Source organism: Winogradskyella epiphytica (assembly GCF_003217215.1).
Lineage (GTDB): Bacteria > Bacteroidota > Bacteroidia > Flavobacteriales > Flavobacteriaceae > Winogradskyella > Winogradskyella epiphytica.
The window spans coordinates 180,415-207,195 of sequence record NZ_QJTD01000003.1; the positions used below are offsets into that span (position 1 = coordinate 180,415).

Sequence of the window (26,781 nt, forward strand, 5' to 3'; positions counted from 1 at the left end):
GAGAATAGACCTTAAATGAGACTATTTTGAAATCCCATTGTCATCCTTTGGAATTCTTCTATTTTTTCTTCAAGTATTTTTAATTTGTTTTCGTTTATATAATTTCTATGCTTTGCTACTAATAGTTGTGTTCCTAATTCGAAAGACGAGCCTAATGAGATATCTAAAAAATGACTAAAGGATTTATCTGTCCTCGCTGATCCTTCAGCTATATTACTAGGCATTGAAATTGAACATCTACTAATTTGTGAGCTTAAATCGTATCTTTCGTGCTTTGGGAAAGTCAATAATAAATCAGAAATATCATTCGTAATCTCTAAACTGAGTTTCCAAATTTTCAAATTCTTATAATTATGTCTCTGTTTAGCACACATTAGTCTTTTTTCTTTATTCTATGCTCTCTATTCTTTTTTAAGAAAGAAATTCAAATATTCCACATGCACCTTGGCCAGTACCAACACACATAGTTACCGCTCCATACTTGCCTTGCATATTGCGCTTACGCATTTCATCAAATAGTTGTACTGACAATTTAGCACCTGTACATCCTAATGGGTGTCCAAGTGCAATAGCTCCACCGTTAACGTTAATGATGTCTGGATTTAGATCTAATTCTCTAATTACCGCTAAAGATTGAGAAGCGAATGCTTCGTTCAATTCAATTAACTCTAAGTCAGATTGTTTTAAACCAGCTTGTTTTAATGCCTTTGGAATAGCTTTTACTGGTCCAATTCCCATAATACGAGGCTCAACACCTGCAGCAGCATAATTAACTAAACGAGCGATTGGTTCAAGATTTAATTCTTTTACCATCTCTTCACTCATAATCATTACGAATGCAGCACCATCACTCATTTGTGATGAGTTACCAGCTGTAACACTACCATTGGCAGCGAATACAGGACGTAGTTTTCCTAAAACCTCTACACTTGTTCCTGCACGAGGACCTTCGTCTTTAGTTACGGTATATTTTTTAGTGGCTTTTTTACCGTTCTCATCAATATAAGTTTGCTCAACTTCAATAGGAACAATCTGATCTTGAAAACGATTTTCAGCTTGTGCTCTCAATGCTTTTACATGTGAGTTATAAGCGAATTCATCTTGATCTTCTCGTGATACGTTGAATTGCTTAGCCACAGCTTCAGCGGTATTACCCATTCCCCAATAATAATCTTCGTGACCAGCTTTTACGGTTTCGTAATTTAATTCTGGTTTAAAACCTGTCATTGGTACAGCACTCATGCTTTCTGCACCACCAGCAATGATACAATCGGCCATTCCTGCTTGAATTTTTGCAGTGGCAATTCCGATAGTTTCAATACCTGAAGCACAAAAACGGTTCACAGTTACACCAGGAACATCAACACTGTCTAATCCAATTAAGGAAATAAAACGTGCCATGTTTAAGCCTTGTGCACCTTCTGGCATTGCGTTACCAACAATAACATCGTCAATGCGCTTTTTGTCTAAATTTGGGAGCTCCTTCATCATATACTGAATGGTTTCAGCAGCTAATTCGTCGGTTCTCTTAAAACGGAACACGCCTTTTGGTGCTTTACCAACTGCGGTTCTGTATGCTTTTACTATATATGCTTGTTTCATTTGTATTTAGTATTTAGTTGTTCGTAATTAGTATTTAGTGATTTTCAAATCCCTAATTTCTTATTACTTTTCGCAACTAGTTGCGAAGTGGTTTCCCTTTAGTTAACATGTGTTGAATTCTTTCCAAAGTCTTACGCTCAGTACATAGAGATAGGAACGCTTCACGCTCTAGGTCTAATAAGTATTGCTCGCTAACTAAATTAGGCTCTGATAAATCACCACCAGCCATTACATAAGCTAGTTTGTTAGCGATTTTCTTATCGTGTTCGCTGATGTAGTTAGAATCTTCCATAGAGTCTGTTCCTACTAAGAACATACCTAAGGCTTGTTTACCAAGAACTTTAACATCTGTGCGTTTAACAGGTTGTGTATAACCCATATCAGCCATTAACATAGCGTGTTGTTTTGCAACTGCTATTTGACGGTCTTTATTGACAACGACAACGTCTTTTCCTTTTTGAAGAATACCTAAGTCGAAAGCTTCATAAGCTGAGGTTGCTACTTTTGCCATTCCAATTGTTAAGAAATATTCTTGAAGTGTATTTAATTGTACATCTCCTTTTCTGAAAGTATCTGATGCTCTTAAAGCCATTTCTTTAGAACCTCCACCACCAGGAATCACACCAACACCAAACTCAACCAATCCGATATAAGTTTCTGCTGCTGCAACTACTTTATCGGCGTGCATAGATAATTCACATCCACCACCAAGAGACATACCGTGAGGCGCGGCAATAGTTGGAATAGCAGAGTAGCGCATACGCATCATTGTATCTTGGAAGTATTTGATAGCCATGTTTAACTCGTCATACTCTTGTTCTGCAGCCATCATGAAAATCATTCCAATGTTAGCTCCAACAGAGAAGTTTGCGGCTTGGTTACCAACAACCAATCCTGCGAAATCCTTTTCAGCTATATCAATCGCTTTATTTAAACCTGCTAGAACGTCTCCACCAATAGTGTTCATTTTAGATTGGAATTCAACATTTAAAATGCCGTCACCTAAATCTTCAACAACGACACCTGAATTTTTAAAGACTTCAGAAGTTTTTCTAATATTATCTAATATGATGAAACTATCTTGTCCAGGAATCTTCTCTTGAGATTTTTTAGGAATATCATAAGCGTAAGTCGCTCCATCTTTAACAGTGTAGAAAGAAGTATTTCCAGATGCTAACATGTCGTTTACCCAAGCATTAGGTTCTAAACCTTCAGCTTTCATCATTTCAATTCCTTTTTCAACACCAATAGCATCCCAAATTTGGAAAGGACCATGTTCCCAACCAAATCCAGCTTTCATAGCATCATCGATTTTGTATAGGTCGTCCGTAATTTCAGGAATACGATTTGAAACGTATGCAAATAATGCAGCGAAACTCTTTCGGTAGAATTGACCTGCTTTATCTTTTCCTTTTACAAGAATTTTAAAACGATCGATAACCTTATCTACTGTTTTAGTTAATTCTAAAGTCGCGAATTTTGCTTTCTTAGCTGAACGGTATTCTAAAGTATTTAAATCGAGAGAAAGAATCTCTGAAGATCCATCATCTTTTCTTACTTTCTTGTAAAAGCCTTGTCCTGTTTTACTACCTAACCATTTATTGTCCACCATAGTTTTGATGAAGTCAGGCAACTCAAACAATTCTAAACGTTCATCTTTAGGACAGTTTTCTCTAATTCCGTTTGCCACGTGAACTAAGGTATCTAAACCTACAACATCAACCGTACGGAAGGTTGCCGATTTTGGACGACCAATTACTGGACCAGATAATTTATCTACTTCTTCAATAGTTAAATCTAAATCCTTAACAGCGTGGAATAAACTTTGAATACTGAAAATTCCGATTCTGTTTCCAATAAACGCAGGTGTATCTTTAGCAACCACCGAAGTTTTTCCTAAGAATTTCTCACCATATTCATTTAAGAAATCTAAAACAGCTTGATCCGTTTTTGGTCCAGGAATAATTTCGAATAATTTTAAGTAACGAGCAGGGTTGAAGAAGTGTGTTCCACAGAAATGTTTCTGGAAATCTTCACTGCGACCTTCACTCATAAACTTAATAGGAATACCAGACGTGTTTGAAGTAATTAAAGTTCCAGGAGTTCTGTACTTTTCTAACTTTTCAAAAACTTGTTGTTTAATGTCTAAACGTTCTACAACAACTTCCATAATCCAATCAACATCTTTTACTTTAGCGATATCATCTTCCAAATTTCCAGTAGTGATTCGGTTAGCAAATGATGGATGGTAAAGAGGCGCAGGCTTCGATTTTATCGAAGCAGCTAAAGCGTCGTTCACCAAACGGTTACGAACAACCTTGTCTTCTAAGGTTAAACCTTTAGCTTTCTCTTTGTCAGTTAATTCTCTTGGTACAATGTCTAATAATAGCACATCGACACCAATATTGGCGAAATGGCAAGCAATACCGCTTCCCATAATTCCGGATCCAATAATCGCGATTTTTTTAATTCTTCGTTTACTCATCTTACTTTAAAATGTGGTCTTTTTTATTATATATCTGTTTGTTGGAAATCATATTATTAATGACTTCTGCAACCTTGTAAAAATTTGATAATTCTTCTGGCGAGACATTCTTTTTAATAGTCTCATTAAACGTTAATACTTTTTCTTTAGAATAATTACGTTTCTCTCTACCGAACTCCGTTAAGTAAATTAATACGCCTCGTCCATCTTCAGGGTTAGGTTTGCGTTCAATCAATCCATTCGCCTCCATGGTTTTTAAAGTTCTAGAAAGGCTTGTCGCTTCCATACCCATTTTTGGTCCTAAAGAGGTTGAAGGCGTGCCTTTTTCAGGATCAATACTAAGCAAAGCAAATCCGGTGGCCATTGTGGTTCCAAATTGAGAGGCTTCTTCATTATACATTTTGTTGACTGCTAACCAAGTGGTTCTGAGTACGTAGTCAATGGTTTTGTCTTTCATTAAAAATGTTTCAAACCCAAATATAGTAAAAAATACTATGCGTGCATAATAAATTGTGAAAAAATGTTTTGTCCTTAAATTATTAGAAAAAGAGTTCTAACAGCTATCAACTGAGACTTAAAATTGGGGATTGTCTAAGAAATTCTTCCGCTTAAGCCTCCAACAACGGCACCTGTGCAAGCAGCGGTAACTATAGATGCAGCAAGATGTAGAAAGAATACTTCTATAGATTCTAAATATTGAATAGCTAGGTAAAAAAAGCCAGATAATAGACCTAAAAACAATCCGAAAAATATGCCAGCTCTTAAGCCCATTGATGCTGTTGTGATATGTGCCCAACGATTAAAAAAGTATGATATAAAAAATCCTACGGAAAAGAAGGCTAGAAAAACTAGGATAATGGTACGCGTGGTTTCGTTCTTAGGTGGAAAATAATCTATTAGGAGTATTCCATAACAAAACCAACTTAGAAAAAAGTGAATAAGACCTCCAATGGCACCTGCTACTATAAACCTTTTAATATTCATTATATAGTGTTAGTTAAATACTATTAACTAATGTAGTTTATGTTTTTTAATAAAGTACTTAATAACGATGAAGCGTTTAGATATAAGTTAAACTTTTAAAACTATAATATCTTTCCTAGATGTCCGCCTTACAATAATTCAAAAATTCTGGACTCATTAATTTATGACCTATATATCTTATCATAAAGATCTTGATAAAGCCCTTTAATTATAGCACGTTTCATTTTTAAAGTAGGTGTGAGGTGTTTACCTTCAATAGACCAAACATCTGATGTCAATTCAAAACGTTTAATCTGTTCCCACTTACCGAAGTGTTTATTGTATTTGTCAACTTCTTCCTGAATTCTGTCAATGACAATTTTTGAACTGGCTATTTCTTCATTAGACTTTCCAACATTATGTTTCTTAAGGTCAATCCAATCGCGTATAAAATCGAAATTTGGCTGTATTAAAGCAGCAGGCATTTTTTCGCCTTCACCCACAACCATAACTTGCTCTATAAATAGAGATTGTTTTAGGTCGTTTTCTAATAGGGTAGGAATTACATATTTTCCACCTGATGTTTTAAACATTTCTTTTTTACGCCCTGTGATTTTTAAGAAACCTTCATGATCAAGTTCTCCTTTATCTCCAGTATGGAAATAATCACCAGACATGACTTCAGATGTTTTTTGTGGGTCTTTGTAGTAGCCAAGCATAACATTTGGACCTTTTACTAATACTTCACCATCATCTGCTATTTTTACTTCTACATTGTCTATAGGTTTACCAACAGTGCCTACTTTATAACCGTTACCTTCCATAATGCCTACAGATATTACAGGAGAAGTTTCTGTTAATCCGTAACCTTCCATGACTGGCATACCCGCGGCGCCAAACATACGAGCTAATCGAGGTTGTAGTGCAGCACTACCTGATACCATAGTTTGTAATTCTCCTCCAAGTGCTTCACGCCATTTAGAGAAAATAAGTTTACGTGCAATTTTAAGTTGGAATTCATACCATGCGCCATTTACACCATATGGCTCCCATTTTTCTCCTAAACTAACAGCCCAAAAGAATAGTCCTTTTTTAATACCTGATAATTCTTCACCTTTAAGCATTATTTTATCGAATACTTTCTCAAGTAAACGTGGCACTACACTCATTAAATGAGGGTTTATTTCTTTAGCGTTATCTCCGATTTTGTCAATGGCTTCAGCATAATAAATAGAGGCACCTGAATATTGATAGACATAGATTAATAGACGCTCAAAAATATGACAAATAGGTAAGAAACTTAATATACGGTTTTCTCCCTCTACTAAAGGAACACGCTTATTACTATCTAAAGCATTACTTGCAATATTCCAATGAGATAACATAACCCCTTTAGGTTTTCCTGTAGTACCTGAAGTATAAATAATGGTGGCTAAGTCATGAGGTTTTACAGCATCTTTTCGCGCTTCAACTTCTTGCTGATTGCTTTCATCTTTACCAAGCTCAAATAACTCCGAATAATGTTTACAGCCATCTATATGGTCAAAAGAGTACACTTCCTTAATCTTCGTATTAGCTTGTACAGCTCTTACTTTTTCTAAAACATCTGAATCTGAAACGAAACAATAAATAGATTCACTATGGTTTAAAACATATTCGTAGTCTTCAGCACTTATAGTTGGATAAATTGGAATGTTTTGTGCTCCAAGCTGAAGAATTCCGATATCCATAATGTTCCATTCCGTCCTATTCGTCGTTGAAATGACAGCAATTTTATCATCCTTCTGAATCCCTAAACGCAATAAAGCCCTACTAATCGCATTTGATTTATCTACATATTCTTGCGTGGAAATAGCTTCCCATTTCCCATTGTATTTAGTAACCAGTGCTTTAGCGTTAGGTTTGTGCTTTAATTGATAGTAAGGAAAATCAAAAAGCCTTGTAACTTCAGTCATATCTTTAAATGCTTATTTGGTAAGTGATGTTACGAAAATATAAAATTTAAAGTTATAAAAAATTAAATTAGTCAAGTAGGTCGAAAAAAAATCAATGTTGCCTGTATTAAACCTATGAAATAGTAAGCATTTTTTGAGAAAAGTAACTTAACTCAAATCATGGGTCGTTCTTATAAATAAAAAAGCTCTCACAAAATGTGAAAGCTTTTTTAATGAGTTGTTATTTAAATGGCCTATTTGGTTAACCACTTTCTAGCATTAACAAAGGCTTCTAACCAAGGTGAAACTTCGTCTTTTCTATCTGTTGGATAGTTGGCCCAGTTCCATTGGAAAATTGAACGCTCAATATGAGGCATTGTTGCTAGGTGTCTTCCTGATTTATCACACATCATTGCGGTGTTAAAGTCAGAACCATTAGGGTTCGCAGGATATTCAGCATAACCATACTTAGCTACAATATGATATCTATCTTCTGAATATGGTAATTTGAATTTTCCTTCGCCATGAGAAATCCAAACACCTAATTTAGTTCCAGCTAAACTTGAAAGCATGACTGAATTATTTTCTTGAATTTCAACAGAAGTAAATCCGCTTTCGTGCTTTTTAGAATTGTTATAAGTCAGTTTTCCATGAGTTTCATGATCTGGATTAACTAAATCTAGTTCCATCATCAGTTGAGCCCCATTACAAATACCAATTGAAAGTGTGTCTTCACGTTGGAAGAAATCTTTAATCACCTTATTGGCCTTTTCGTTGTATTTAATAGCGCCAGCCCATCCTTTTGCTGAACCTAACACATCTGAATTACTAAATCCACCAACAGCTCCTAAAAACTGAATGTCTTCAAGAGTTTCTCTGCCAGAAATTAAATCTGTCATATGAACGTCTTTAACATCAAATCCTGCGAGATACATAGCATTTGCCATTTCGCGCTCGGAATTCGATCCTTTTTCACGTAGAATAGCTGCTTTAGGGCGAACAGTAGTATTATCTTTTCTTAAAACATCATTTAGCTTCCCTGTAAACTGATTTGGGAATTTAAATTCTAAAGGTTGCTTCTTATAATTATCAAAACGATCTTGCGCTAATCCGTTTGCTGTTTGTTTTTGATCTAGTAAGAAAGACGTTTTATACCACATATCTCTTAACCTAGAAACTGTCATTGTATAGACTTGGTTGTCGTTGATAATGCCTAAAACATCTTCTTCAACTACTTTACCAAGTTTGTGGAATTCAATATTTGCTTTAGTTAATCCAGCTTCAATAGAATCATCTACAGACTGAAAAACAAGTCCTGCATTTTCAGCAAAAAGAACTTTGAATGTGTCTTTTTCGTTAATAGAAGTGATATCTAATTCAGCACCTAAATTATTATCTGCAAAACACATTTCTAAAAGCGTGGTAATTAATCCACCTGAAGCCACATCATGTCCAGCAACAATTTGGTTGTCTTTTATTAAGTCTTGAATTGTATTGAATACGTTTTTAACGTAAGCAGCACTTTTAATATTAGGTGTAGTGTTTCCTATTTTGTTATTGATTTGCGCAAAAGAACTTCCTCCTAATTCATAAGAATCTTGTGAAAGGTTGATATAGTAGATAGAACCTTTTCCTTTTTGTAAAACAGGCTCTACAACTTTAGTGATATCGTTACAGTTTGCAGCGGCAGAAATAATCACTGTTCCTGGAGAAATGACATCTCCATCAGGATATTTCTGTTTCATGGATAAGGAATCTTTTCCTGTTGGGACATTTATACCAAGATCTATGGCAAATTCTGAAACGGCCTTCACCGCTTCGTATAGTCTTGCGTCTTCACCTTCATTTTTACAAGGCCACATCCAGTTAGCGGATAAAGAGACACTTTGTAAACCATCTTTTAAAGGCGCCCAAATAATATTGGTTAATGCTTCTGTAATAGAGTTTCTACTTCCTGCTTCAGGGTTAATTAAACCCGAAATAGGAGAGTGGCCAATACTTGTAGCAATACCTTCTTTGCCTCTAAAGTCGAGTGCCATAACACCAACGTTGTTTAAAGGAATTTGTAAAGGACCAACACATTGTTGTTTAGCTACTCTACCACCAACACAACGATCGACTTTATTGGTCAGCCAATCTTTACAAGCTACAGCTTCGAGTTGTAAAAGTTGATCTAAATAGTCATAAAAGTTATTTGTGTCGTACGAAATGCCACCGTAAACTTTTTCCACGGTAGTATCAGTCATTACGGTTTTTGGAGAACTACCAAACATGTCTTCTAAAGCTAAATCCATAGGTTTAGCACCTGTGGTTTTAGATTTGAAACAGAAGTTTTGGTCATCGGTAACTTCACCAACGGTATATAGTGGCGAACGCTCACGTTCTGCTATTTTGCTTATATGATCTAAGTTCTTTTCGGCAATTAATAATCCCATTCGTTCTTGAGATTCATTACCAATAATTTCTTTTCCAGAAAGCGTTGGATCTCCAACAGGAAGTTGGTCTAAATCGATGCAACCACCAGTATCTTCAATTAATTCTGAAAGACAATTTAAATGACCTCCAGCACCATGATCGTGAATAGAAATAATATCGTTAGAATCACTTTCTACCATGCCACGAACAACATTTGCGGCACGTTTTTGCATTTCAGGATTGGAACGTTGCACGGCGTTTAATTCAATACCCGAAGCAAATTCCCCAGTATCGGCAGAAGAAACTGCAGCGCCTCCCATACCAATTCTATAGTTATCACCACCTAAAACCACAATTTTATCTCCAGCTTTCGGTACTTCTTTAATGGCTTGATCTAATTTACCATATCCAATACCACCAGCTTGCATAATCACTTTGTCGTAGCCTAATTTACGAGGTTTTGATCCTTCAAGTGAAGTGAAAGCAGTATCATTATTTTCGTCGTGTTCAAAGGTTAAAACTGAACCACAGATTAAAGGTTGACCAAATTTGTTTCCAAAATCTGAAGCGCCATTACTCGCTTTGATTAAGATATCCATTGGAGTCTGGTACAACCATTTACGTTCTGGGAATGCTTTTTCCCATGGACGTTCATCGTTTAATCTTGAATAAGAAGTCATATAAACAGCAGTTCCGGCTAAAGGTAAAGATCCTTTTCCGCCTGCAAGTCTATCTCTAATCTCTCCACCAGAACCTGTAGCTGCACCATTGAAAGGTTCTACGGTTGTTGGGAAGTTATGTGTTTCGGCTTTTAATGAAATTACCGAATCAAAATCTTTAGTCGCATAATAATCAGGAACATCTGCACGCTTCGGAGCAAATTGCTCTACTACAGGTCCTTCAATAAATGCCACATTATCTTTGTAGGCCGAAACAATTGTATTTGGGTTTTGTTTCGACGTTGCCTTAATCATTTGAAATAAAGAGCTGTCTTTTTCTTCACCATCAATAATAAATGTTCCGTTAAATATTTTATGACGACAGTGTTCTGAATTCACTTGAGAGAAACCAAAAACTTCAGAATCTGTTAATGGTCTTCCTATTTTTTTTGAAACGCCTTCTAAATATTCAACTTCTTCGTCGCTTAAGGATAAGCCTTCTTGTTGATTGTAAGCCGCGATATCTTCGATATTGATAATATCTTCTGGTTGAATATCAATCGTAAAAATCTCTTGATTTAAACCTTGATACTTTTCAGAAATCATTGGGTCAAAATCCTTATAGTTCTCTGAAACTGCTTCGAACTCTTCAATACGAAGAATGCCTTCAATACCCATGTTTTGGGTGATTTCAACTGCGTTTGTACTCCAAGGTGTTATCATTGCTGCTCTTGGCCCAACAAAAAAAGCATCGAGAGATGCTTGTTCTAATTTAGGTTGGTCGGCAAATAACCATGTCAATTTAGAAATGGTTTCTGTTGATAATTCTTTTGTTGCTTGAACAGCAAATACTTTACTGTTTTGGTTTCCGAAGAAATGAATCATTTATATGTTTATTTGAGATGAAAAATATGCTGCAAAGTTAATTCATTTTACGCTAATCTTAGTCATAATTAAATTGCAAATTGTGAAGTATTCAACATGTTTTAAACAAAAAAGCAGCCTTTTGAAAGCTGCTTTTTAAAATATTTAAGTTGTGACGATTATTGTTTCACAAGTTTCTTCGTTATAGTTGAATTGTTTTGTGTGATTTTAACGATATAAATACCTGACTTTAAATTTTGTAAGTCGATGGTGCTTGTTTTAGAAATTAAGGTTCTAAACACAGGCTTTCCAAGAATATCGTAAATCTCAATATTAGTATCCTTGCTAGATTTTAAACCTATCGTTAAACTTCCTTTAGTTGGATTTGGGTGAAGTTTTACAGTTTCAATATTAAATTCTTCAACATTCATAGGTGCGTAGCATGTATACGACAGATCGTCAAATATTACTCTGTCTCCATTACTGTTACCGTCAATGACAACAGAAACATTGTTTTCTATATTAATATTTGAAATTGTGGTAGTTTGTTCGCTTCCACTAAATGGAATAGTTCCAACTAATACACCATTAACGTTTACATTGAAAGTTCCACTACCGCCACTAAACACGCGTAAAGTCGTTACGGTTAAAGAACCTATACCTCCAGTGGTTGTTGGCATCGTTAATGCTCCTTCTCGTATAGTTATAGCTCTGTTGCTTAAAGTTTGATCTGTTCTGGCATCTGTTGCTGTCCAGGTTCCTCCGTCGTCACCTGTCCATGTTCTGATACTATAACCACTAGCATTGTCAGGTATATTTTCAAAGGATTCTGATATACATTCAGTTCCTCCACCAACACTTCCATTGTTAGTAGTAGTTTCGCAGGCTTCATTACTAAACCCTGATGTGTTTCCAGATGTATCTTTAGCTCTTACCGTAAAGCAATACTCTGTTTCTGCAGATAATCCGTATGCAGTGGTTGAGTTTTCACTTGTGCTAAAAGCAAATACGCCATCTCTAAAAACATCGTAAGACGCCACAGCTACGTTATCATTAGACGGTGTCCAACTTAAAGTGATGCTATTGTCTGTTGGGTTAGAAGCTATTAAATTTGTAGGATTAGATGGCGCTTCAGTATCTGGAGTTGGATTCCAAATCATATTAGCATATTCTGGATGATCTACAAATGGATTTGCATTTCCTTGAAAATTATACGCTGCATGGTTTCTAGCTATTTCTCTAGCATCTACTGGATCTACATTATAATGCCAATCTAATAACATATCTACAGCCCAAGATTCTAGAGCTTGGTCGTTAGTCCCATTAAACATTTGAAAACTAGTATAGTTATCGACATTGTTTTGGTAGCGTGTAACGAAATATAAAATGGCTCTAGCAATATCTCCTTTAAATTCATCTATAGGTTCAAATACGGTTCCTGAGTAACCAGGTACATTACTGCTGCCTTTTTTTGATCCATTTAAAGATGTCCATGTAGCATTACCAACAGTTCCAAAAGGAAAACTCCCTCTTTGACCATTGACATAACCATCACTTGGTACAACATGATGAATATCGTTCTTCATAGGTGAAGCGCTGTTAAAAGACGATTGAGGAACTAAATGTTCTCGGTTGTAACAATCGTTTTCAGAGTTGTAATTTCCACATTTATTGGTGTGGTGATTATAACTATAAGGATCTGGACCATTAGGATTTTCATTATAATAGGATAATACAGTGTTGTCATTTTCATAACCTGGAACATTCATATTATCAGAATGTGTTGTTTCGTATCCATAGTATAATGCATTATAACCTTGGTCATTATGACCATTAGCAATAATATTCATTAATTCGGTTTTCAAAGCGTAGCCTGTTAGGCCTTCTGCGCTATCATAGTAGTTAGCAGGAATTTGAGCAAATCCAATGCTCGAGATACATAGTAGTAAAATGTAAAAGTACTTCATTCGTAATAGGGAATATGGTTATTTCTTTTCTAATAAAGCCATGTAAAATCCATCAAATCCAGATTTGTAGGCTAATATTTTTTTATCTTTTATTATATTAAAATCTTTTCCAGCTTCTGAAGTTAAAAATTTTTCAACTTGCTTCTGATTTTCTGATGGTAAAACAGAACATGTGGCATAAACCATTTTTCCACCTGGTTTTACCATTTTAGAGTATTGTTCTAAACATTCGGCTTGCGTTTTTTTAATGTTTTCAATAAACTCAGGCTCCAATTTCCATTTAGCGTCAGGGTTTCTTCTTAAAACTCCTAATCCAGAACAGGGTGCATCAATTAGTAAACGATCTGCTTTGCCATGTAACTTTTTTATAGGCTTCGTAGAATCTATGACTTTCATTTCAATATTATGAACCCCATTTCTTCGTGCCCTAACCTTTAATTTTTTCAATTTACTTTCGTAAATATCCATAGCTATTAGCTGACCTTTGTTTTCCATTAATGAAGCTAGATGCAGGGTTTTTCCACCAGCTCCTGCGCAAACATCTACAACTTTCATTCCAGGTTGTACATCTAAAAAGTCAGCAACTAATTGAGAGGAAGCGTCTTGAACCTCGAACCAACCGTCTTTAAAAGCTTCAGTAACAAAAACGTTGGCGCGTTCTTTCAATTTTAAAGCTGAAGGATGACCTGGTAAAAATTCCGTTTCTATATCTTCAGATTGCAATTTAAGTTGTAAATCTTCTTTGTTAGTTTTTAAGGTATTTACTCTAAGGATAACTTCGGCTTGCTCATTTTGCATCGCAATTTCCTTGGTCCATTCCGCTTCACCTAATTCTTTAACGCCTAATTCATCCATCCAATCTGGAATGGACTCACGGTATTTTCTAATTTTTGACAATTCGTCAAAACGACCTTTAATTTTACGTGTTGGTGTATCGGTGAAGTATTTCCAATCTGGTAATTTTATGCCTTTTAAAGTTGCCCAAACCGCAAAAATACGCCAAAGGTTATCTCTATCATATGGGGCTTTAACGTCTGCGATTTCAGCATAAAGTCTTTGGTAGCGTACAATTGTATATACGGTTTCGGCTACGAATCCTCTATCGCGTGCGCCCCAACGTTTATCACGTTTTAGTAATTGTTGTATGACTTTATCTGCATATTCGCCTTCGTTAAAAATTAGGTGTAATCCGTCGATAACGGCAAAGCATAAATTTCTGTGTAATCTCATATTAGGTATTCTGTTATATGTCCTTTCAATACAGTTTAATTTTTCTGCAAAAAAGAACGTACAAAGGTAAGCAAATGTTTATTTGTTGTGTTGCTTTAGTGTTAATTTATAAAGCTTTTCTATTTTTAGAAAAAATATTAGTTATGAAAAACTTGTTTGTGGTACTTATAATTCTCTCTTTTTTGAGTTGCGAACAACAAAAGAAGGAAGAAATACTTAGCTCAAGAGAATTATCGAGAATTTGGGTAAAGGATATTCTGAAAGATTCTACTTTGAGTATTAGAACCTTTGAAGAAATTGATGGTAATATATATTACGCAGCACATGAAGGAAAAGCGGGAGTTCTTTTAAATGATGGGAGCAGAGTTACTGACTTGTATAAATATGATAGTATTCTGCCTTCATTTAGAGCATCAGCTTTTAATGGTAAAAACATATTTTATTTGAGTATTGAATCACCTGCTTTAATCTATAAATTAGACTATCATGTAAATAATAAAGTCTACCTAAATCACAGTTTAGTTTATAAAGAAACCCATGAAAAGGCATTCTATGACTCTATGAAATTCTGGAATGAACAAGAAGGTATTGCCATGGGAGATCCAACAGATAATTGTATAAGTATCATTATTACTAGAGATGGGGGAAACACCTGGACGAAAATTTCTTGTGAAGATTTACCAAATGTTACTGAAGGTGAAGCGGCCTTTGCGGCTAGTAATACTAATATTTCTATTGTAGGTAATCATACTTGGATAGCTACTGGAGGAAAAGCGAGTAGAATACTATATTCTTCAGACAAAGGAAAAAGCTGGGAGATTTTTGAAACACCAATAATACAAGGGACACAAACTACCGGAATCTATTCTATTGACTTTTACGATGAAAAGTCTGGTTTTGCTATTGGAGGTGATTATACTAAGCCAAATGATACTTTAAATAATAAAATCAGGACTAAGGATGGTGGTAAAACCTGGCAAGTTGTCGCTAATGGCATGGGACCTGGTTATAGAAGTTGTGTGCAATACATACCGAATTCAGATGGTAAAGAATTAGTAGCGGTGGGCTTTAAAGGCATTGACTATAGCCATGATGGCGGTGATTCCTGGAAGCACGTAAGTGACGAGGGGTTTTATACGATCCGGTTTTTGAACGATTCTGTGGCTTATGCAGCAGGAAAGGGTCGGATTAGTAAATTGATTTTTAGGGAATAAAAAAAGGAAGCTTATTTGGCTTCCTTTATGTTTTATTTACGTTCACCTTTTTTGTTGGCATGTCTTTTACGATATTCATCAAGCATTTTTTTACGGAACGAGCGTTCTGCTTGATAGAGCTTAATTATCTTTTTTGCAGGAAGAACAGTTAACAAATCATTCAGCATTTTAGAATGTAATTCTACTTTTTGTTTTTCTGTCTTTTCCATATCTAAAAGCAATGCTTTGGCCTCATTTTCGGTAAGCTTGTCAAGAGATTGTTCTTTACGTCTCTTAGAGGATTCTTCTCTTAATTGATGTTCAGCTTCCTTATTAGCATTATAAATAGGCCAAAACTTTTGTGCTTCAGCTTCCGTTAAATCTAGCTGCTCCGTAATATGAGCAACTTTAAGTGCTTTAATTTTTTCTCTATCCGGATGTTGAGCGAACACATTTGCGGAGATAAATACTACCAACAGTAGTACGTATAATTTTTTACTCACAGAGTTTATGGTTTTCATATGAAGTTTTTCGTTTTTAGGTGGATAATACATAAAAGTTTAATCTAAAATAAGGTCTTCAGTATCTAAATTATCTAAATAGTTATTAATCGTTTCTTCTGTAATCGTGACATCAATAAAATCGGAAACAGACATATCACCTGATTTAAATAAAGTTGCCAATTCATCAGTAGAATACTCTTCTTGATATAAGTAGCTTTCTATACTCGAGGTGTCGATAGAGTCTAAAGATGCCATCGAGAATTCATTAGATTGATTAAAAAATAAACTAAAAAATAGTACCAAACTCGCTGCAATTCCAGCTACATAGTATAATATTTTTTTTTGTTTTAATTGAATAACAGGACGATCTTCAGTTTTTGTTTTATTAAAAACAGCTTCTTCAACGGAATTAAAGTAGTCTTTAGGTACTGTATAACCTGAAGATTCTACACCGTGCATCGATACTTTTTTATATAACCGTGCAAAGAGCTTGTCTTCAAAAGATTCAAAGTACTGGTCTGGTGTTTTAAATCCAGGTGACGTAATATTATTTAAGTTTTCTTTTTTCATTTTATGCTGAACTTGATTCAGTATCTATATCTTTTAAGAAAGGAATTTTTCTAAATTCATTTTACTATAAATTGGAAACAAGTTTGTTCTTTATTAATTAGACTTCAAATTCATTAATAGGTTTAATCTGAAGTTAAAAATGCTTCAATTTTTTTAGCTGCAATATGATAGGATGCTTTTAAGGCGCCTTCACTTGTTTCTAAAATTTCGGCCATGTCTTTATATTTTAAATCATCAAAATAACGCATGTTAAATACCAATTGTTGCTTTTGGGGTAATGTGGCGATGGCCTTTTGCAATTTTAATTGAATAGCGTCACCTTCAAAATAAACATCGGCAGTTAAATTATTAATAGCTTTGTTTTGATGTTCTTCATCGGTTATTTGTAGCCGATTTGCATTTTTTCTTAGGTGTGTATACGATTCGTTGGTTGCAATTCTATATAGCCAAGAAAAGAGTTTACTTTCTCCTTTAAATTTATCTATTCCACGATAAACCTTGATAAATGTATTTTGAAGTACATCGTCAGCATCGTCATGATTGATAACTATTTTACGAATATGCCAATACAGACGTTCTTTATAGAGTTGCAATAATTCTTTAAAGGCCTCATCTTTTGACTTTGAATCTTGTAATCGCAATATGAATTCTAACTCCTTATTCAAATAACTAACTTTTGTATTTAGACTCGTTGGATTAATAAAGGTTTAATTCACTTGAAATTAAAATAAATCGGTGTTATTCAATTCCATTATCACAATTTCATAGGAAAACACTCGTTAAAAAGCTAAAAATATCGGTAAAGCGTATATATTTCTTGTAAGGTAGAAAATTTTAATCTAAGTTTGTCCCAGCTTAACCTATTAAAGTTCGTCGGTTACCCCAAAGCCGATAGCTTGTATGAAAAAGGATGTATAATCAGATACATCCTTTTTTTGTTGATTTAAATCGCTTAGGTATGTTTATTCAAAACTTTGCATTTCTACTAACTTTCTGTAAACGCCATCTCTAGTCATAAGTTCGGCATGTGAGCCTTGTTCTGCGATTTCTCCTTTTTGCATTACTACAATTTGGTCGGCACTTTGTATGGTTGAAAGTCTATGGGCAATAACAATCGATGTTCTGTTTTTCATCATTTTTTCAAGAGCATCCTGCACCAATCGTTCGCTTTCTGTATCTAAAGCGGAAGTTGCTTCATCGAGAATCATAATTGGAGGGTTCTTTAAAACAGCTCTGGCAATACTCAAACGTTGTTTTTGACCGCCAGATAATTTATTTCCAGAATCGCCAATATTGGTTTCAATTCCCTTAGGCAAGTCTTTTACAAACTCCCATGCGTTGGCAATTTTTAAAGCTTCGATAATTTCTTCATCTGTAGCGTCTTCTTTACCAATTAATATATTGCTTTTTATAGTATCATTAAACAAAATGGAGTCTTGAGTTACTAATCCCATCAAACTTCTTAATGAATGCTTAGTGATGTTTTTAATGTTTTCGCCATCAATGGAAATATCACCATCATTTACATCATAAAAACGTGTTACTAGATTCGCTATGGTTGATTTACCACTTCCGGATTGGCCAACTAAAGCGACGCTTTTTCCTTTAGGAACATGGAGTGAAAAGTTTTTGAGAACTAAGTCATCTTCATATTTAAAGGAAATATTATTTATGTCAATAGAACTATCGAAACTTGTTTTTGTAGTGGCATTAGGAAGATCTTCTAAACTGCTTTTCGTGTCTAAAATTTCTAATACACGTTCAGCTGCTGCATTTCCAGCTTTTACCTGATAGCTAGCTTTACTAATGGCTTTTGCAGGTGTTAAAATTTGATAAGCCAGGGCCATATAGGCAATAAACGAACCTCCAGAAATTGTTTGTTCAACCATCACCATATTTCCACCATACCAAAGTAAAGCAGCAATGGTGGCGATTCCTAAGAATTCACTTGTAGGTGATGCTAAATTTTGGCGATTCATTAAAGTGTTCGAAAAATGATAGAATCTATTTGTAGAATCTTGAAACTTTGTATTGAATCGTTTTTCAGCGTTGAAACCTTTTATCACTTTAAGGCCACCTAAAGTTTCCTCTAAAGTTGAAAGAAATAAACCTTGCTCTCTTTGTACTTTGTCTGATTTTCGTTTTAAACTTTTTCCAATTCTTGATATTATAAAGCCAGAAACAGGAATAAAAATGAACACGAATATGGTCAGTTTAACTGAAATCATAAACATGGCAATAATAGCAAATGCAATGGTTAAAGGTTCTTTAACAATCAGTTCTAAAACGGATAGCATTGAGTTTTTAACTTCATTGACATCGCCAGAAATTCTCGCAATTATATCACCTTTCTTTTTTTCTGAATAATAAGAAATGGGAAGAGTAATCACTTTATTATAAATCTCATCCCTTAAATCTCGAAGCACACCATTTCTTAGAAAAGTGATAAAAAACAGGGCTAAATAATTGAACAAATTCTTAAGAAGGAAAAGACTTATGATTAAAATAATCATATATAGCAAGGCTCTCTGAGGACCATCAGTTTCTGAAGTGGTTGTAACGATATAATTCAGATAATTAGAGGTATAGTCTTTGATTCCGCTTAAGCCATTGTAAATAGGCTTGGTGTATATTTTTTTACTTTCACCAAATAATACATTAATCATAGGCATCAATGATACCATGGCCAATGTACTGAATAAGGCGTAAAAAATATTAGAGATGATGTTCAGTATAGCATAACGCTTGTAAGGAACAATAAAACGGGAAAGCTTCTTTATATAATCCATTAATTATAAATTCATATCCTTTAGGATAGCATCAATTCTATCGTCCAACAATTGCTCCGTTTTCTTAAAGTCTGACGAATTGTCCAACTCTGTATTAACGCTGATGTAGAATTTTATTTTAGGCTCAGTACCACTTGGCCTTAATGCGATTTTTGAGCCGTTTTCGGTATAATAGATAAGAACATTAGATTTTGGAATATCTAAGGTGCTTTCTTCTTGTGACTGAAGGTTTTTGGCGATAGAGGTTTGATAATCTTCTATTAAAACCACTTTCTCACCATTGATTTCTTTTAATGGATTGTTTCGTGCATCAATCATCATTTGCTTGATTTCTTCAGCGCCTTCAATCCCTTTTTTAGTTAAAGACACTAAGCGTTCCTTATAAAAGCCGTGTTTTATATAAATGTCGATTAATTCTTCAAACATGGTTTTGCCTTTAGCTTTCGCTTGTGCTGCAATTTCGCAAGCCAAGAGGGTAGAGGTTACCGCATCTTTATCCCGTACAAAATCCCCCACCATAAAACCAAAACTTTCTTCTCCACCACCAATAAAATCAAGGTTAGGGAAGTCTTTAATCATTTTGGCAATCCATTTAAAACCAGTCAATCCAATTTTGCATTCCACATCGTAGGCATCAGCTATTACCGACATCATTGGTGTAGAAACAATTGTTGAAGCAATAAATTCATTACCCTTTATTTTGCCTTCGTTTTTCCATTGCTTCAATAAGAAATTGGTCATTAAAAGCATAGTTTGATTGCCGTTAAGAATTACCAATTCATTATCCAAATTTCTTACTACAACACCTAACCGGTCGCAATCAGGATCTGTTCCTATAACAATGTCACCATTGACTTTTTCTGCCAATGCCATCGCCATTTTTAAAGCTTCTGGTTCTTCAGGATTCGGAGATACTACGGTTGGGAAATCACCGTCTGGCTCGCGTTGTTCTTCAACTATATTTACATTCGTATAACCTGCTCGCTTTAAGGTTTCAGGAATTGCAATGATAGACGTTCCATGTAAAGAAGTGAAAACAATATTTAAATTTTCTTTTGCTTCTTTAGTGGTGTCAAAACTTCCATTGTTTACGGAAGCGTTGATAAAGACATCATCGATATCTTTGCCTATGTATTGAATTAAGCTCTCATTCGCTTCGAACTTAATTTCAGAATATTTTAATCTATTTATTTCAGCAATTATTTCAGCATCTTGTGGTGGAACTAATTGTCCGCCATCTTGCCAATATACTTTATAGCCATTGTATTCTGGTGGATTATGAGATGCCGTTAAAACAATTCCGCAATGGCAGTTTAAATGCTTTAAAGTGAACGACAATTCTGGCGTTGGTCTTAAATCTTCAAAAAGATAAACCTTGATGCCATTAGCGGAAAATACATCAGCAACTAATTTTCCGAAGGTTTTACTATTATGTCTACAGTCGTAGGCGATGGCAACTTTTAAATCTTCATTAGGAAAGGTTTGCTGCAAATAATTACTTAAGCCTTGAGTATTTTTACCTAAGGTGTATTTATTAATGCGATTAGTTCCTAAGCCCATAATACCACGCATTCCACCAGTTCCAAATTCAAGATCTTTATAGAAACTCTCTTCTAATTCTTTCGGATTAGAGGCAATCATTTCTTTGATTTGCTTTTGAGATTCTTCGTCAAATGTTGGGGTTAACCACGTATTAACGCGTTCTAATATTTCTGGTTTAATGTATATCATGAGTGAAAATTTTAATCACAAAAATAAACAATTCGTATGGTAATTTGAAAGTGCGTTATTTCAACTCAAATTCAATTACGAACTAATATTAATTTGATCTTTAATAAAATAACGTTGTTGCTGTTTTTTCGAACGTAAAATAAGTTCCCCTAAAAAGCCTGCAATGAAGAATTGTGATCCAATTATCATTGTAGATAAAGAGATGTAAAATTGTGGACGATCTGTGATGAGTCGACCTGTAGGATGTATAAATAATTTGTCGATGCCCAAATAAATGGCAAATCCAAATCCGATAATAAACATAAGTACACCTAAAGCACCAAATAAGTGCATAGGCCTTTTTCCAAAACGTGAAACAAACCAAATGGTGATTAAATCTAAAAAACCATTAATAAAGCGATTCATTCCAAATTTCGTTTTCCCGTATTTACGAGCTTGATGCTGTACTATCTTTTCGTCAATTTTAGTAAAACCTGCATTTTTTGCTAGCACAGGAATGTAGCGATGCATTTCGCCGTAAACATCAATATGCTTAACAACAGAATTACTGTAGGCTTTTAAACCGCAGTTAAAATCATTCAGCTTCACTCCAGAAGTTCGTCGTGCAGCCCAATTAAAAAGTTTAGACGGTAAGTTTTTAGAAAAATAAGAATCGTAACGTTTCTTTTTCCAGCCAGATACGAGATCAAGACCTTCTTCTTTAATCATTTTAAATAGATCTGGGATTTCTTCAGGATTATCCTGTAAATCCGCATCCATTGTAATGACAACATCTCCTTCAGCTTGCGCAAAACCAGCATGCAACGCTTGAGATTTGCCAAAGTTTTTTAGAAAACGAATGCCTTTGACATTAGGGTTGTTTTTTGAGAGATTAGAAATAACGTTCCAAGAAGTATCAGTACTGCCATCGTCAATAAATAGAATTTCATAAGAAAACGAATTGGACTGCATCACAGATACAATCCAATCGTGTAATTCTTTTAAAGATTCTTCTTCGTTAAGTAATGGTATAACTACCGATATATCCATAGAGTTGTAATCAAATTTCTAATTTTCAAAAATAGAGAATTTATTTAAGCCTTTTAGCGGTCTTTTCGCATAAATAATCCTAAGATCACAGAAATAATCAATCCGAATATTAATGAACCTATAACTGAAGATAAACTAAAGAAGGTGGAATTCATAAAAATATTTGTAATTCCTAAAGATTGTTCAATTTGTTCTGCCGTCATATTAGGATTGGCTTCAACCATTTGCTTATACGCTGTTTCTCTTTGCATATCTATGAATTCTGGATAAATAAATTCATAATGAAAATAAGAATACACTGCTGAAATAAGACCTCCAATTACGGCAATGGCTAAACCAACTTTTATGGCTTGTCCAATTGATAATAAATTTCCATTGGCTTCTTTAAACGCTTTTATGCCATAAAAATAGATAGCGATACTTAAAACAATGCTAACGATTGATACCGTCCAGCTTTTATCCATATTAGTCACATACATGATGACTAAAATCCCAATACTAATAAGGGCTGAATATAGGCCGTAAGTGTAAGCTATAGGTTTAATTGAAGGTTCTTTGTCTTCCATAATTGAGTTGGTTTTTATGTTAATTTTATAGTTAGTAGTCAAAGTTACGCAAATGTTACATACTTTAGTAAAATAAAAGTTATCAAAAAGATTGTAGATTTATAAAAATTGATTAAATTTGCACCTCGAAAAATCGAATTATTTTAAAGCATTTAGTGATGAAAGCAGGAATACATCCAGAAAATTATAGAATTGTAGCGTTTAAAGATATGTCTAACGAAGACGTTTTCTTAACTAAGTCTACAGCAGATACAAACGAAACTATTGAAGTTGACGGTGTTGAATATCCATTAGTTAAATTGGAGATTTCTAGAACATCACATCCTTACTACACTGGTAAATCTAAATTAGTAGATACAGCAGGTCGTATTGACAAGTTCAAAAACAAATACGCTAAGTTTAAAAAATAAACTTTGCTTACGTAAACATATTAAAAAGCCTTTCTGTTATCAGAAAGGCTTTTTTGTTTTAAGCAAATAAACTACTTTTGATACTCATAGTAAATGAGGTTGTTTGTAGGCAACCTTCTAATAATCAATATCTAATTCTAAATTTCAACATGAACTATATACTTTTTGATGGTCCTTACCATAATAATCTTTTACCTTTTACATACACACGTCCTGTGGCAGAAATTAGAGTGGGCATTTTAACTATTCGTCAAAAATGGGAGTCTTATTTGGATTATACCACTACCACAATTACGGAGGATTATCTGTCTGAGAAATTTCCAATGGTTGAAATGGAAGAGAATATCATGATCAATGCTTCTTTTTTACCAAATTTGGAAGTCGTTGAGAATGTTAAAAATTTAAAACAAAATCAGGCACTTTTTAAGGGGGAAGATGTTATTGCTTTCTTTTCCAAAGAAGGTGAGGAGCATGAGGATTTTTCGGATTTTGAAGCCATTGAGTATGAGGGTGAAGTTCTAAAAATTGAACATACTTGGGATATATTCTCAAAAAATGGAGAAGCACTTATCGAAGATTTTAATCTAATTACAAAGGATAGAACATCAGAACCTATTCCAGCGAGTGTTAATACAGTGAATCCTGAAAATATCTTTATAGAAAAAGGGGCAACCTTAAATTTTGCTACACTCAATGCGAGTTCTGGGCCTATTTATATTGGTAGAGATTCGGAAGTTATGGAAGGCTCATTAGTAAGAGGTCCATTTGCACTTTGTGATCATTCAACATTAAAATTAGGTGCTAAAATCTATGGACCAACTACAATAGGGCCGCATAGTAAAGTAGGAGGAGAGGTTAATAATTCTGTAATATTTGGTTACTCTAATAAAGGGCATGATGGGTTTTTAGGAAATTCAGTTTTGGGAGAATGGTGTAATTTGGGTGCGGATACTAATAATAGTAATCTAAAAAACAATTATGCTGAAGTAAGACTATGGGATTATGAAACAGGAGGATTTGCCAAAACAGGATTACAATTTTGTGGCTTGATGATGGGAGATCATAGTAAATGTGGAATTAATACCATGTTTAATACAGGTACGGTTGTTGGCGTAAGTGCTAATATCTTTGGAAGCGGCTTTCCACGAAATTTTGTTCCTAGTTTTTCTTGGGGTGGAAGTAGTGGTTTTGTAACTTATAAAACCAACAAAGCATTTGAAGTAGCGGAAGTTGTCATGGGAAGACGTAACGAAGAATTTACAGATATGGACAAGGCTATTTTGGAACATGTCTTTGAAGAAACTAAACAGTATAGAAGAGAATAAATCTTAGCCAATGAAATTAGTGCTACCATTTTTACTATTATCTGCTTTTTCATTCTGCCAAGAATTTGAAATCAGAAATCTAAAAATAAATGATAAATATGATCATTTTGCTGTAAGGAAGGTAGGTGATATAGTGTTTTTTAGTACTAATTTATTAACTCGGAGAGGAAACCCTATTAGGGACCGATTTCAACAAGAACTTTATGGTGTTTATGAAGCAAAAGTTGATGAACATGGCGAAATCTATGATGCTAAACTTATAAATAGGACCGATACAAGTAAGTTTAATATGTCGGTGACGGCTTTCTCTAATGACGGGAAATACATGTATTATACGTCCAACAATACGGTGAAAGGCTATAATAATCTTGCCGATTACGACACCTTCAATCTTGTAATCCAAAGAGCTGAATATGTAGAAGGAAGGGGGTGGACTAATTTTACAACCTTGCCATTTTGCGACCCAGATTTCAATTTTGCGCATCCAGCTTTAAGTCCAGATGGTTCAACATTGTACTTTATAGCAGATGTGGAAGGGACTAAAGGGAAATCCGATTTATATAAAGTTTCTGTTACTGACCATAGAAGTTATGGAGAATTGGAAAGGTTAAATGATAGTATTAACTCGCCACGAACAGAAACTTATCCATTTGTGAGTATAGATAATAAGCTTTATTTCGCATCAGATCGACGTGGTGGTAAAGGTGGAATAGATATTTACGTATATGATTTAGAGTCCGACGATAAAGATCAAGTCGCAATTTCGTTGCCAGAACCGATTAATAATATTGGTGATGACTTTTCATTTTATTTAAATGATGATTTAGATAGTGGCTACGTGTCTTCAAGACGATTACGTGGTAATGGACGTGATGACTTATATTACTTTACAGGGTTTAAATCATTGGATCTTACGGACTGATTTAAGTTCTAATAAATTAGTAGGATTAATACCTAAGCCTTCCACATTTTTGCGCGTAAATCTAACAACTTCATCATAAAACATAGGGACAATTGGAGCACTTGACATAATCAATGAATCCATTTTAGTATAGAGTTGTGCGCGCAATTCAGGGTCTGTTTCTAAATAAGCGGCCTCATACATCTGGTCGAATTCTACATGATTATAATGGGTATAATTTGGACCGTTTGGCGCAAAATTCTTACTGTAATATAGGGAAAGATAGTTTTCAGCATCAGGATAATCGGCAATCCAACTAGCTCTAAAGAAATCGATTTGTCCGTTGGCTTTTGCATCTTGTAAACTCGAAGGAGGAATCACATCAACCGTAACTTCTAAGCCTGTTTTCTGTAATTCACGTTGAATAAATTCGCAAAAGCTCAAATAATTACTCGTTGTTGTCAATGTAATCTTAGGCGTGCTTATTCCTGTTTCAGCTTTATATTCTGCAACTAGTTGTTTGGCTAATTCAGGTTGGTATGAATATCCGATAGACTCGTTAAATCCAGGAAGTCCTTTGGGAATAAATCCACCATGTGCTGGAATTCCAATGCCATTTCGTAAGTAGGTCATCATTTTACTACGGTCGAAACCTAGATTAATAGCCTTTCTTAATTTTAAGGATTGAATAGTGTTTACCTCAGATTCCATGAAAAAAGCGAGATATTCTGTGTTGAGATAAGGGCCTCGTATCATTTTCACATCATCTTCTTTATAAATAGCTCTTAACTGTCCGTCTGCGGTTAAGATTTCATCCTTATAGGAGGCATCTAATCCCGAAACAAAATCAATTTTTCCTTGAGCAAATTGGAGGAATTCACTTTGTTTATCTGGTAAAAATGTAATGGCGACTGCTTCAAGGTGTGGTAAAGATTTACCTGTTGAATCGGTTTCAAAATAATGGTTATTTCGTCTAAAAACTAATTTTAAGTTTTCTTCCCAACGTTGAAATTTAAACGGTCCAGTGCCAATAGGATGAGATCTAAATTCAGTTCCATAATGTTCAACAATTTCTTTTGGTACTACAGAACAGTATTTCATCGTTAACAAACCTAAGAACGCCGGGAAAGGTTGTTTTAATTTAATTTGAAAGGTAGAATCGTTAAGGGCTGAAAATGATTCGACCTTACTTAAAACCCAACTTCCAGGCGATGCAATATTTTTATCTATTAATCGATTGAAGCTATATTCAAAATCTGATGCCGTCACAGGGCGAGTTGAATCAGCTCCAAATAAATGATGTTTATGAAAGAGAACATCTTTTCTCAGTTGAAAGGTGTAGCGGGTAGCACTATCTGAAACAGCCCACTCCTTGGCAATAGCGGGAATCACATTTAACTCATCGTCCATCTGAACTAAGCCATTAAATAGCTGATGCGTAGCCCAAATGTCTGCTAAATCTTTTGAGAATGCCGGATCTAAAGACCCAATGTTTTTATGCTCATTATACTTAAATACGAGATGATCTTTGTTGTTTTTTTCTGTTGAAGTACAAGAGAGTATCGTTAATACCAACGAACAACAAAGTATTCGACTGAATAAGAGTGGTGTGAGTTTTAGCATATAATTTATATGTTGTAAATTT

21 protein-coding genes are annotated in these 26,781 nt (G+C 34.6%); 4 read left to right on the forward strand and 17 right to left on the reverse strand.

The window, feature by feature from the left end; genetic code table 11:
- Window positions 1–11 precede the first annotated feature (11 nt).
- From DFQ11_RS09725 to DFQ11_RS09765, 9 genes are all read right to left on the reverse strand, one after another.
- Window positions 12–374, reverse strand: a complete 363-nt coding sequence (locus DFQ11_RS09725) for a four helix bundle protein (protein ID WP_110475693.1) — start codon at window positions 372–374, stop codon at window positions 12–14.
- Window positions 375–411: 37 nt separating this feature from the next.
- Window positions 412–1,602, reverse strand: a complete 1,191-nt coding sequence (locus tag DFQ11_RS09730) for an acetyl-CoA C-acyltransferase (protein WP_110475694.1) — start codon at window positions 1,600–1,602, stop codon at window positions 412–414.
- A gap of 76 nt (window positions 1,603–1,678) precedes the next feature.
- The gene (locus DFQ11_RS09735) at window positions 1,679–4,087 is read right to left on the reverse strand and encodes a 3-hydroxyacyl-CoA dehydrogenase/enoyl-CoA hydratase family protein (protein WP_110475695.1); all 2,409 of its coding nucleotides are present in this window, start codon (window positions 4,085–4,087) and stop codon (window positions 1,679–1,681) included.
- A 1-nt stretch (window position 4,088) separates the two neighbouring features.
- Window positions 4,089–4,544, reverse strand: a complete 456-nt coding sequence (locus tag DFQ11_RS09740) for a MarR family winged helix-turn-helix transcriptional regulator (RefSeq protein WP_110475696.1) — start codon at window positions 4,542–4,544, stop codon at window positions 4,089–4,091.
- Between the two features lie 134 nt (window positions 4,545–4,678).
- On the reverse strand, window positions 4,679–5,071 hold the full coding sequence (locus tag DFQ11_RS09745; protein ID WP_110475697.1) for a hypothetical protein: 393 nt from the start codon (window positions 5,069–5,071) through the stop codon (window positions 4,679–4,681).
- Window positions 5,072–5,232: 161 nt separating this feature from the next.
- Window positions 5,233–7,005: an AMP-dependent synthetase/ligase gene (locus DFQ11_RS09750; RefSeq protein ID WP_110475698.1), complete on the reverse strand. Its 1,773-nt coding sequence runs from the start codon at window positions 7,003–7,005 to the stop codon at window positions 5,233–5,235.
- Between the two features lie 233 nt (window positions 7,006–7,238).
- Window positions 7,239–10,943 (reverse strand): phosphoribosylformylglycinamidine synthase, encoded by a 3,705-nt coding sequence (purL, locus tag DFQ11_RS09755; RefSeq protein ID WP_110475699.1) that lies wholly within the window; start codon window positions 10,941–10,943, stop codon window positions 7,239–7,241.
- A gap of 158 nt (window positions 10,944–11,101) precedes the next feature.
- Window positions 11,102–12,889 (reverse strand): endonuclease, encoded by a 1,788-nt coding sequence (locus DFQ11_RS09760; RefSeq protein ID WP_110475700.1) that lies wholly within the window; start codon window positions 12,887–12,889, stop codon window positions 11,102–11,104.
- A gap of 18 nt (window positions 12,890–12,907) precedes the next feature.
- Window positions 12,908–14,119 carry an RsmB/NOP family class I SAM-dependent RNA methyltransferase gene (locus tag DFQ11_RS09765; protein WP_110475701.1) on the reverse strand — a complete coding sequence of 404 codons (1,212 nt, stop codon included), beginning with the start codon at window positions 14,117–14,119 and terminating at the stop codon, window positions 12,908–12,910.
- A 143-nt stretch (window positions 14,120–14,262) separates the two neighbouring features.
- Here DFQ11_RS09765 and DFQ11_RS09770 point away from each other — a divergent pair, with 143 nt between their 5' ends.
- Window positions 14,263–15,333, forward strand: a complete 1,071-nt coding sequence (locus DFQ11_RS09770) for a beta propeller repeat protein (protein WP_110475771.1) — start codon at window positions 14,263–14,265, stop codon at window positions 15,331–15,333.
- A 32-nt stretch (window positions 15,334–15,365) separates the two neighbouring features.
- On the opposite strand, the gene DFQ11_RS09775 is transcribed toward DFQ11_RS09770, so the two are convergent.
- The 7 genes from DFQ11_RS09775 to DFQ11_RS09805 all read right to left on the reverse strand — a co-directional run bounded on the left by DFQ11_RS09775 (window position 15,366) and on the right by DFQ11_RS09805 (window position 22,500).
- On the reverse strand, window positions 15,366–15,833 hold the full coding sequence (locus DFQ11_RS09775) for a Spy/CpxP family protein refolding chaperone (RefSeq protein WP_146221521.1): 468 nt from the start codon (window positions 15,831–15,833) through the stop codon (window positions 15,366–15,368).
- A 39-nt stretch (window positions 15,834–15,872) separates the two neighbouring features.
- The gene (locus DFQ11_RS09780) at window positions 15,873–16,385 is read right to left on the reverse strand and encodes a hypothetical protein (RefSeq protein ID WP_110475703.1); all 513 of its coding nucleotides are present in this window, start codon (window positions 16,383–16,385) and stop codon (window positions 15,873–15,875) included.
- A gap of 122 nt (window positions 16,386–16,507) precedes the next feature.
- Entirely contained in the window at window positions 16,508–17,050 is a 543-nt protein-coding gene (locus DFQ11_RS09785; protein ID WP_110475704.1) for an RNA polymerase sigma factor, read from the reverse strand.
- 297 nt (window positions 17,051–17,347) lie between these two features.
- Entirely contained in the window at window positions 17,348–19,174 is a 1,827-nt protein-coding gene (locus DFQ11_RS09790; protein ID WP_110475705.1) for an ABC transporter ATP-binding protein, read from the reverse strand.
- Between the two features lie 3 nt (window positions 19,175–19,177).
- Window positions 19,178–20,905 (reverse strand): phospho-sugar mutase, encoded by a 1,728-nt coding sequence (locus DFQ11_RS09795; RefSeq protein ID WP_189343012.1) that lies wholly within the window; start codon window positions 20,903–20,905, stop codon window positions 19,178–19,180.
- A 75-nt stretch (window positions 20,906–20,980) separates the two neighbouring features.
- Window positions 20,981–21,934 (reverse strand): glycosyltransferase family 2 protein, encoded by a 954-nt coding sequence (locus tag DFQ11_RS09800; protein ID WP_110475706.1) that lies wholly within the window; start codon window positions 21,932–21,934, stop codon window positions 20,981–20,983.
- A gap of 53 nt (window positions 21,935–21,987) precedes the next feature.
- Window positions 21,988–22,500 (reverse strand): DUF4199 domain-containing protein, encoded by a 513-nt coding sequence (locus DFQ11_RS09805; RefSeq protein WP_146221522.1) that lies wholly within the window; start codon window positions 22,498–22,500, stop codon window positions 21,988–21,990.
- Window positions 22,501–22,658: 158 nt separating this feature from the next.
- On the opposite strand from DFQ11_RS09805, the gene DFQ11_RS09810 reads away from it, so the two are divergent.
- The 3 genes from DFQ11_RS09810 (at window position 22,659) to DFQ11_RS09820 (ending at window position 25,157) form a co-directional block, all read left to right on the forward strand.
- On the forward strand, window positions 22,659–22,910 hold the full coding sequence (locus DFQ11_RS09810) for a type B 50S ribosomal protein L31 (RefSeq protein ID WP_110475708.1): 252 nt from the start codon (window positions 22,659–22,661) through the stop codon (window positions 22,908–22,910).
- 149 nt (window positions 22,911–23,059) lie between these two features.
- Complete coding sequence (locus DFQ11_RS09815) at window positions 23,060–24,235, forward strand: GlmU family protein (RefSeq protein ID WP_110475709.1); 1,176 nt, start codon at window positions 23,060–23,062, stop codon at window positions 24,233–24,235.
- A gap of 10 nt (window positions 24,236–24,245) precedes the next feature.
- Window positions 24,246–25,157 (forward strand): TolB family protein, encoded by a 912-nt coding sequence (locus tag DFQ11_RS09820; protein WP_110475710.1) that lies wholly within the window; start codon window positions 24,246–24,248, stop codon window positions 25,155–25,157.
- Here DFQ11_RS09820 and DFQ11_RS09825 read toward each other — a convergent pair.
- Window positions 25,137–26,759 (reverse strand): ABC transporter substrate-binding protein, encoded by a 1,623-nt coding sequence (locus tag DFQ11_RS09825; protein WP_110475711.1) that lies wholly within the window; start codon window positions 26,757–26,759, stop codon window positions 25,137–25,139. The genes DFQ11_RS09820 and DFQ11_RS09825 overlap by 21 nt on opposite strands.
- Between the last annotated feature and the right edge of the window lie 22 nt (window positions 26,760–26,781).

Excerpts from the sequence above, each read along its gene's own strand:
- DFQ11_RS09765 (WP_110475701.1), bottom strand. The coding sequence starts at position 14,119 with ATGAGATTACACAGAAATTTATGCTTTGCCGTTATCGACGGATTACAC.
- DFQ11_RS09725 (WP_110475693.1), bottom strand. The coding sequence starts at position 374 with ATGTGTGCTAAACAGAGACATAATTATAAGAATTTGAAAATTTGGAAA.
- DFQ11_RS09760 (WP_110475700.1), bottom strand. The coding sequence starts at position 12,889 with ATGAAGTACTTTTACATTTTACTACTATGTATCTCGAGCATTGGATTT.
- DFQ11_RS09825 (WP_110475711.1), bottom strand. The coding sequence starts at position 26,759 with ATGCTAAAACTCACACCACTCTTATTCAGTCGAATACTTTGTTGTTCG.
- DFQ11_RS09730 (WP_110475694.1), bottom strand. The coding sequence starts at position 1,602 with ATGAAACAAGCATATATAGTAAAAGCATACAGAACCGCAGTTGGTAAA.
- DFQ11_RS09805 (WP_146221522.1), bottom strand. The coding sequence starts at position 22,500 with ATGGAAGACAAAGAACCTTCAATTAAACCTATAGCTTACACTTACGGC.
- DFQ11_RS09795 (WP_189343012.1), bottom strand. The coding sequence starts at position 20,905 with ATGATATACATTAAACCAGAAATATTAGAACGCGTTAATACGTGGTTA.
- DFQ11_RS09750 (WP_110475698.1), bottom strand. The coding sequence starts at position 7,005 with ATGACTGAAGTTACAAGGCTTTTTGATTTTCCTTACTATCAATTAAAG.
- DFQ11_RS09770 (WP_110475771.1), top strand. The coding sequence starts at position 14,263 with ATGAAAAACTTGTTTGTGGTACTTATAATTCTCTCTTTTTTGAGTTGC.
- purL (WP_110475699.1), bottom strand. The coding sequence starts at position 10,943 with ATGATTCATTTCTTCGGAAACCAAAACAGTAAAGTATTTGCTGTTCAA.
- DFQ11_RS09790 (WP_110475705.1), bottom strand. The coding sequence starts at position 19,174 with ATGGATTATATAAAGAAGCTTTCCCGTTTTATTGTTCCTTACAAGCGT.
- DFQ11_RS09780 (WP_110475703.1), bottom strand. The coding sequence starts at position 16,385 with ATGAAAAAAGAAAACTTAAATAATATTACGTCACCTGGATTTAAAACA.
- DFQ11_RS09740 (WP_110475696.1), bottom strand. The coding sequence starts at position 4,544 with ATGAAAGACAAAACCATTGACTACGTACTCAGAACCACTTGGTTAGCA.
- DFQ11_RS09735 (WP_110475695.1), bottom strand. The coding sequence starts at position 4,087 with ATGAGTAAACGAAGAATTAAAAAAATCGCGATTATTGGATCCGGAATT.
- DFQ11_RS09775 (WP_146221521.1), bottom strand. The coding sequence starts at position 15,833 with ATGAAAACCATAAACTCTGTGAGTAAAAAATTATACGTACTACTGTTG.
- DFQ11_RS09800 (WP_110475706.1), bottom strand. The coding sequence starts at position 21,934 with ATGGATATATCGGTAGTTATACCATTACTTAACGAAGAAGAATCTTTA.
- DFQ11_RS09745 (WP_110475697.1), bottom strand. The coding sequence starts at position 5,071 with ATGAATATTAAAAGGTTTATAGTAGCAGGTGCCATTGGAGGTCTTATT.
- DFQ11_RS09820 (WP_110475710.1), top strand. The coding sequence starts at position 24,246 with ATGAAATTAGTGCTACCATTTTTACTATTATCTGCTTTTTCATTCTGC.
- DFQ11_RS09810 (WP_110475708.1), top strand. The coding sequence starts at position 22,659 with ATGAAAGCAGGAATACATCCAGAAAATTATAGAATTGTAGCGTTTAAA.
- DFQ11_RS09815 (WP_110475709.1), top strand. The coding sequence starts at position 23,060 with ATGAACTATATACTTTTTGATGGTCCTTACCATAATAATCTTTTACCT.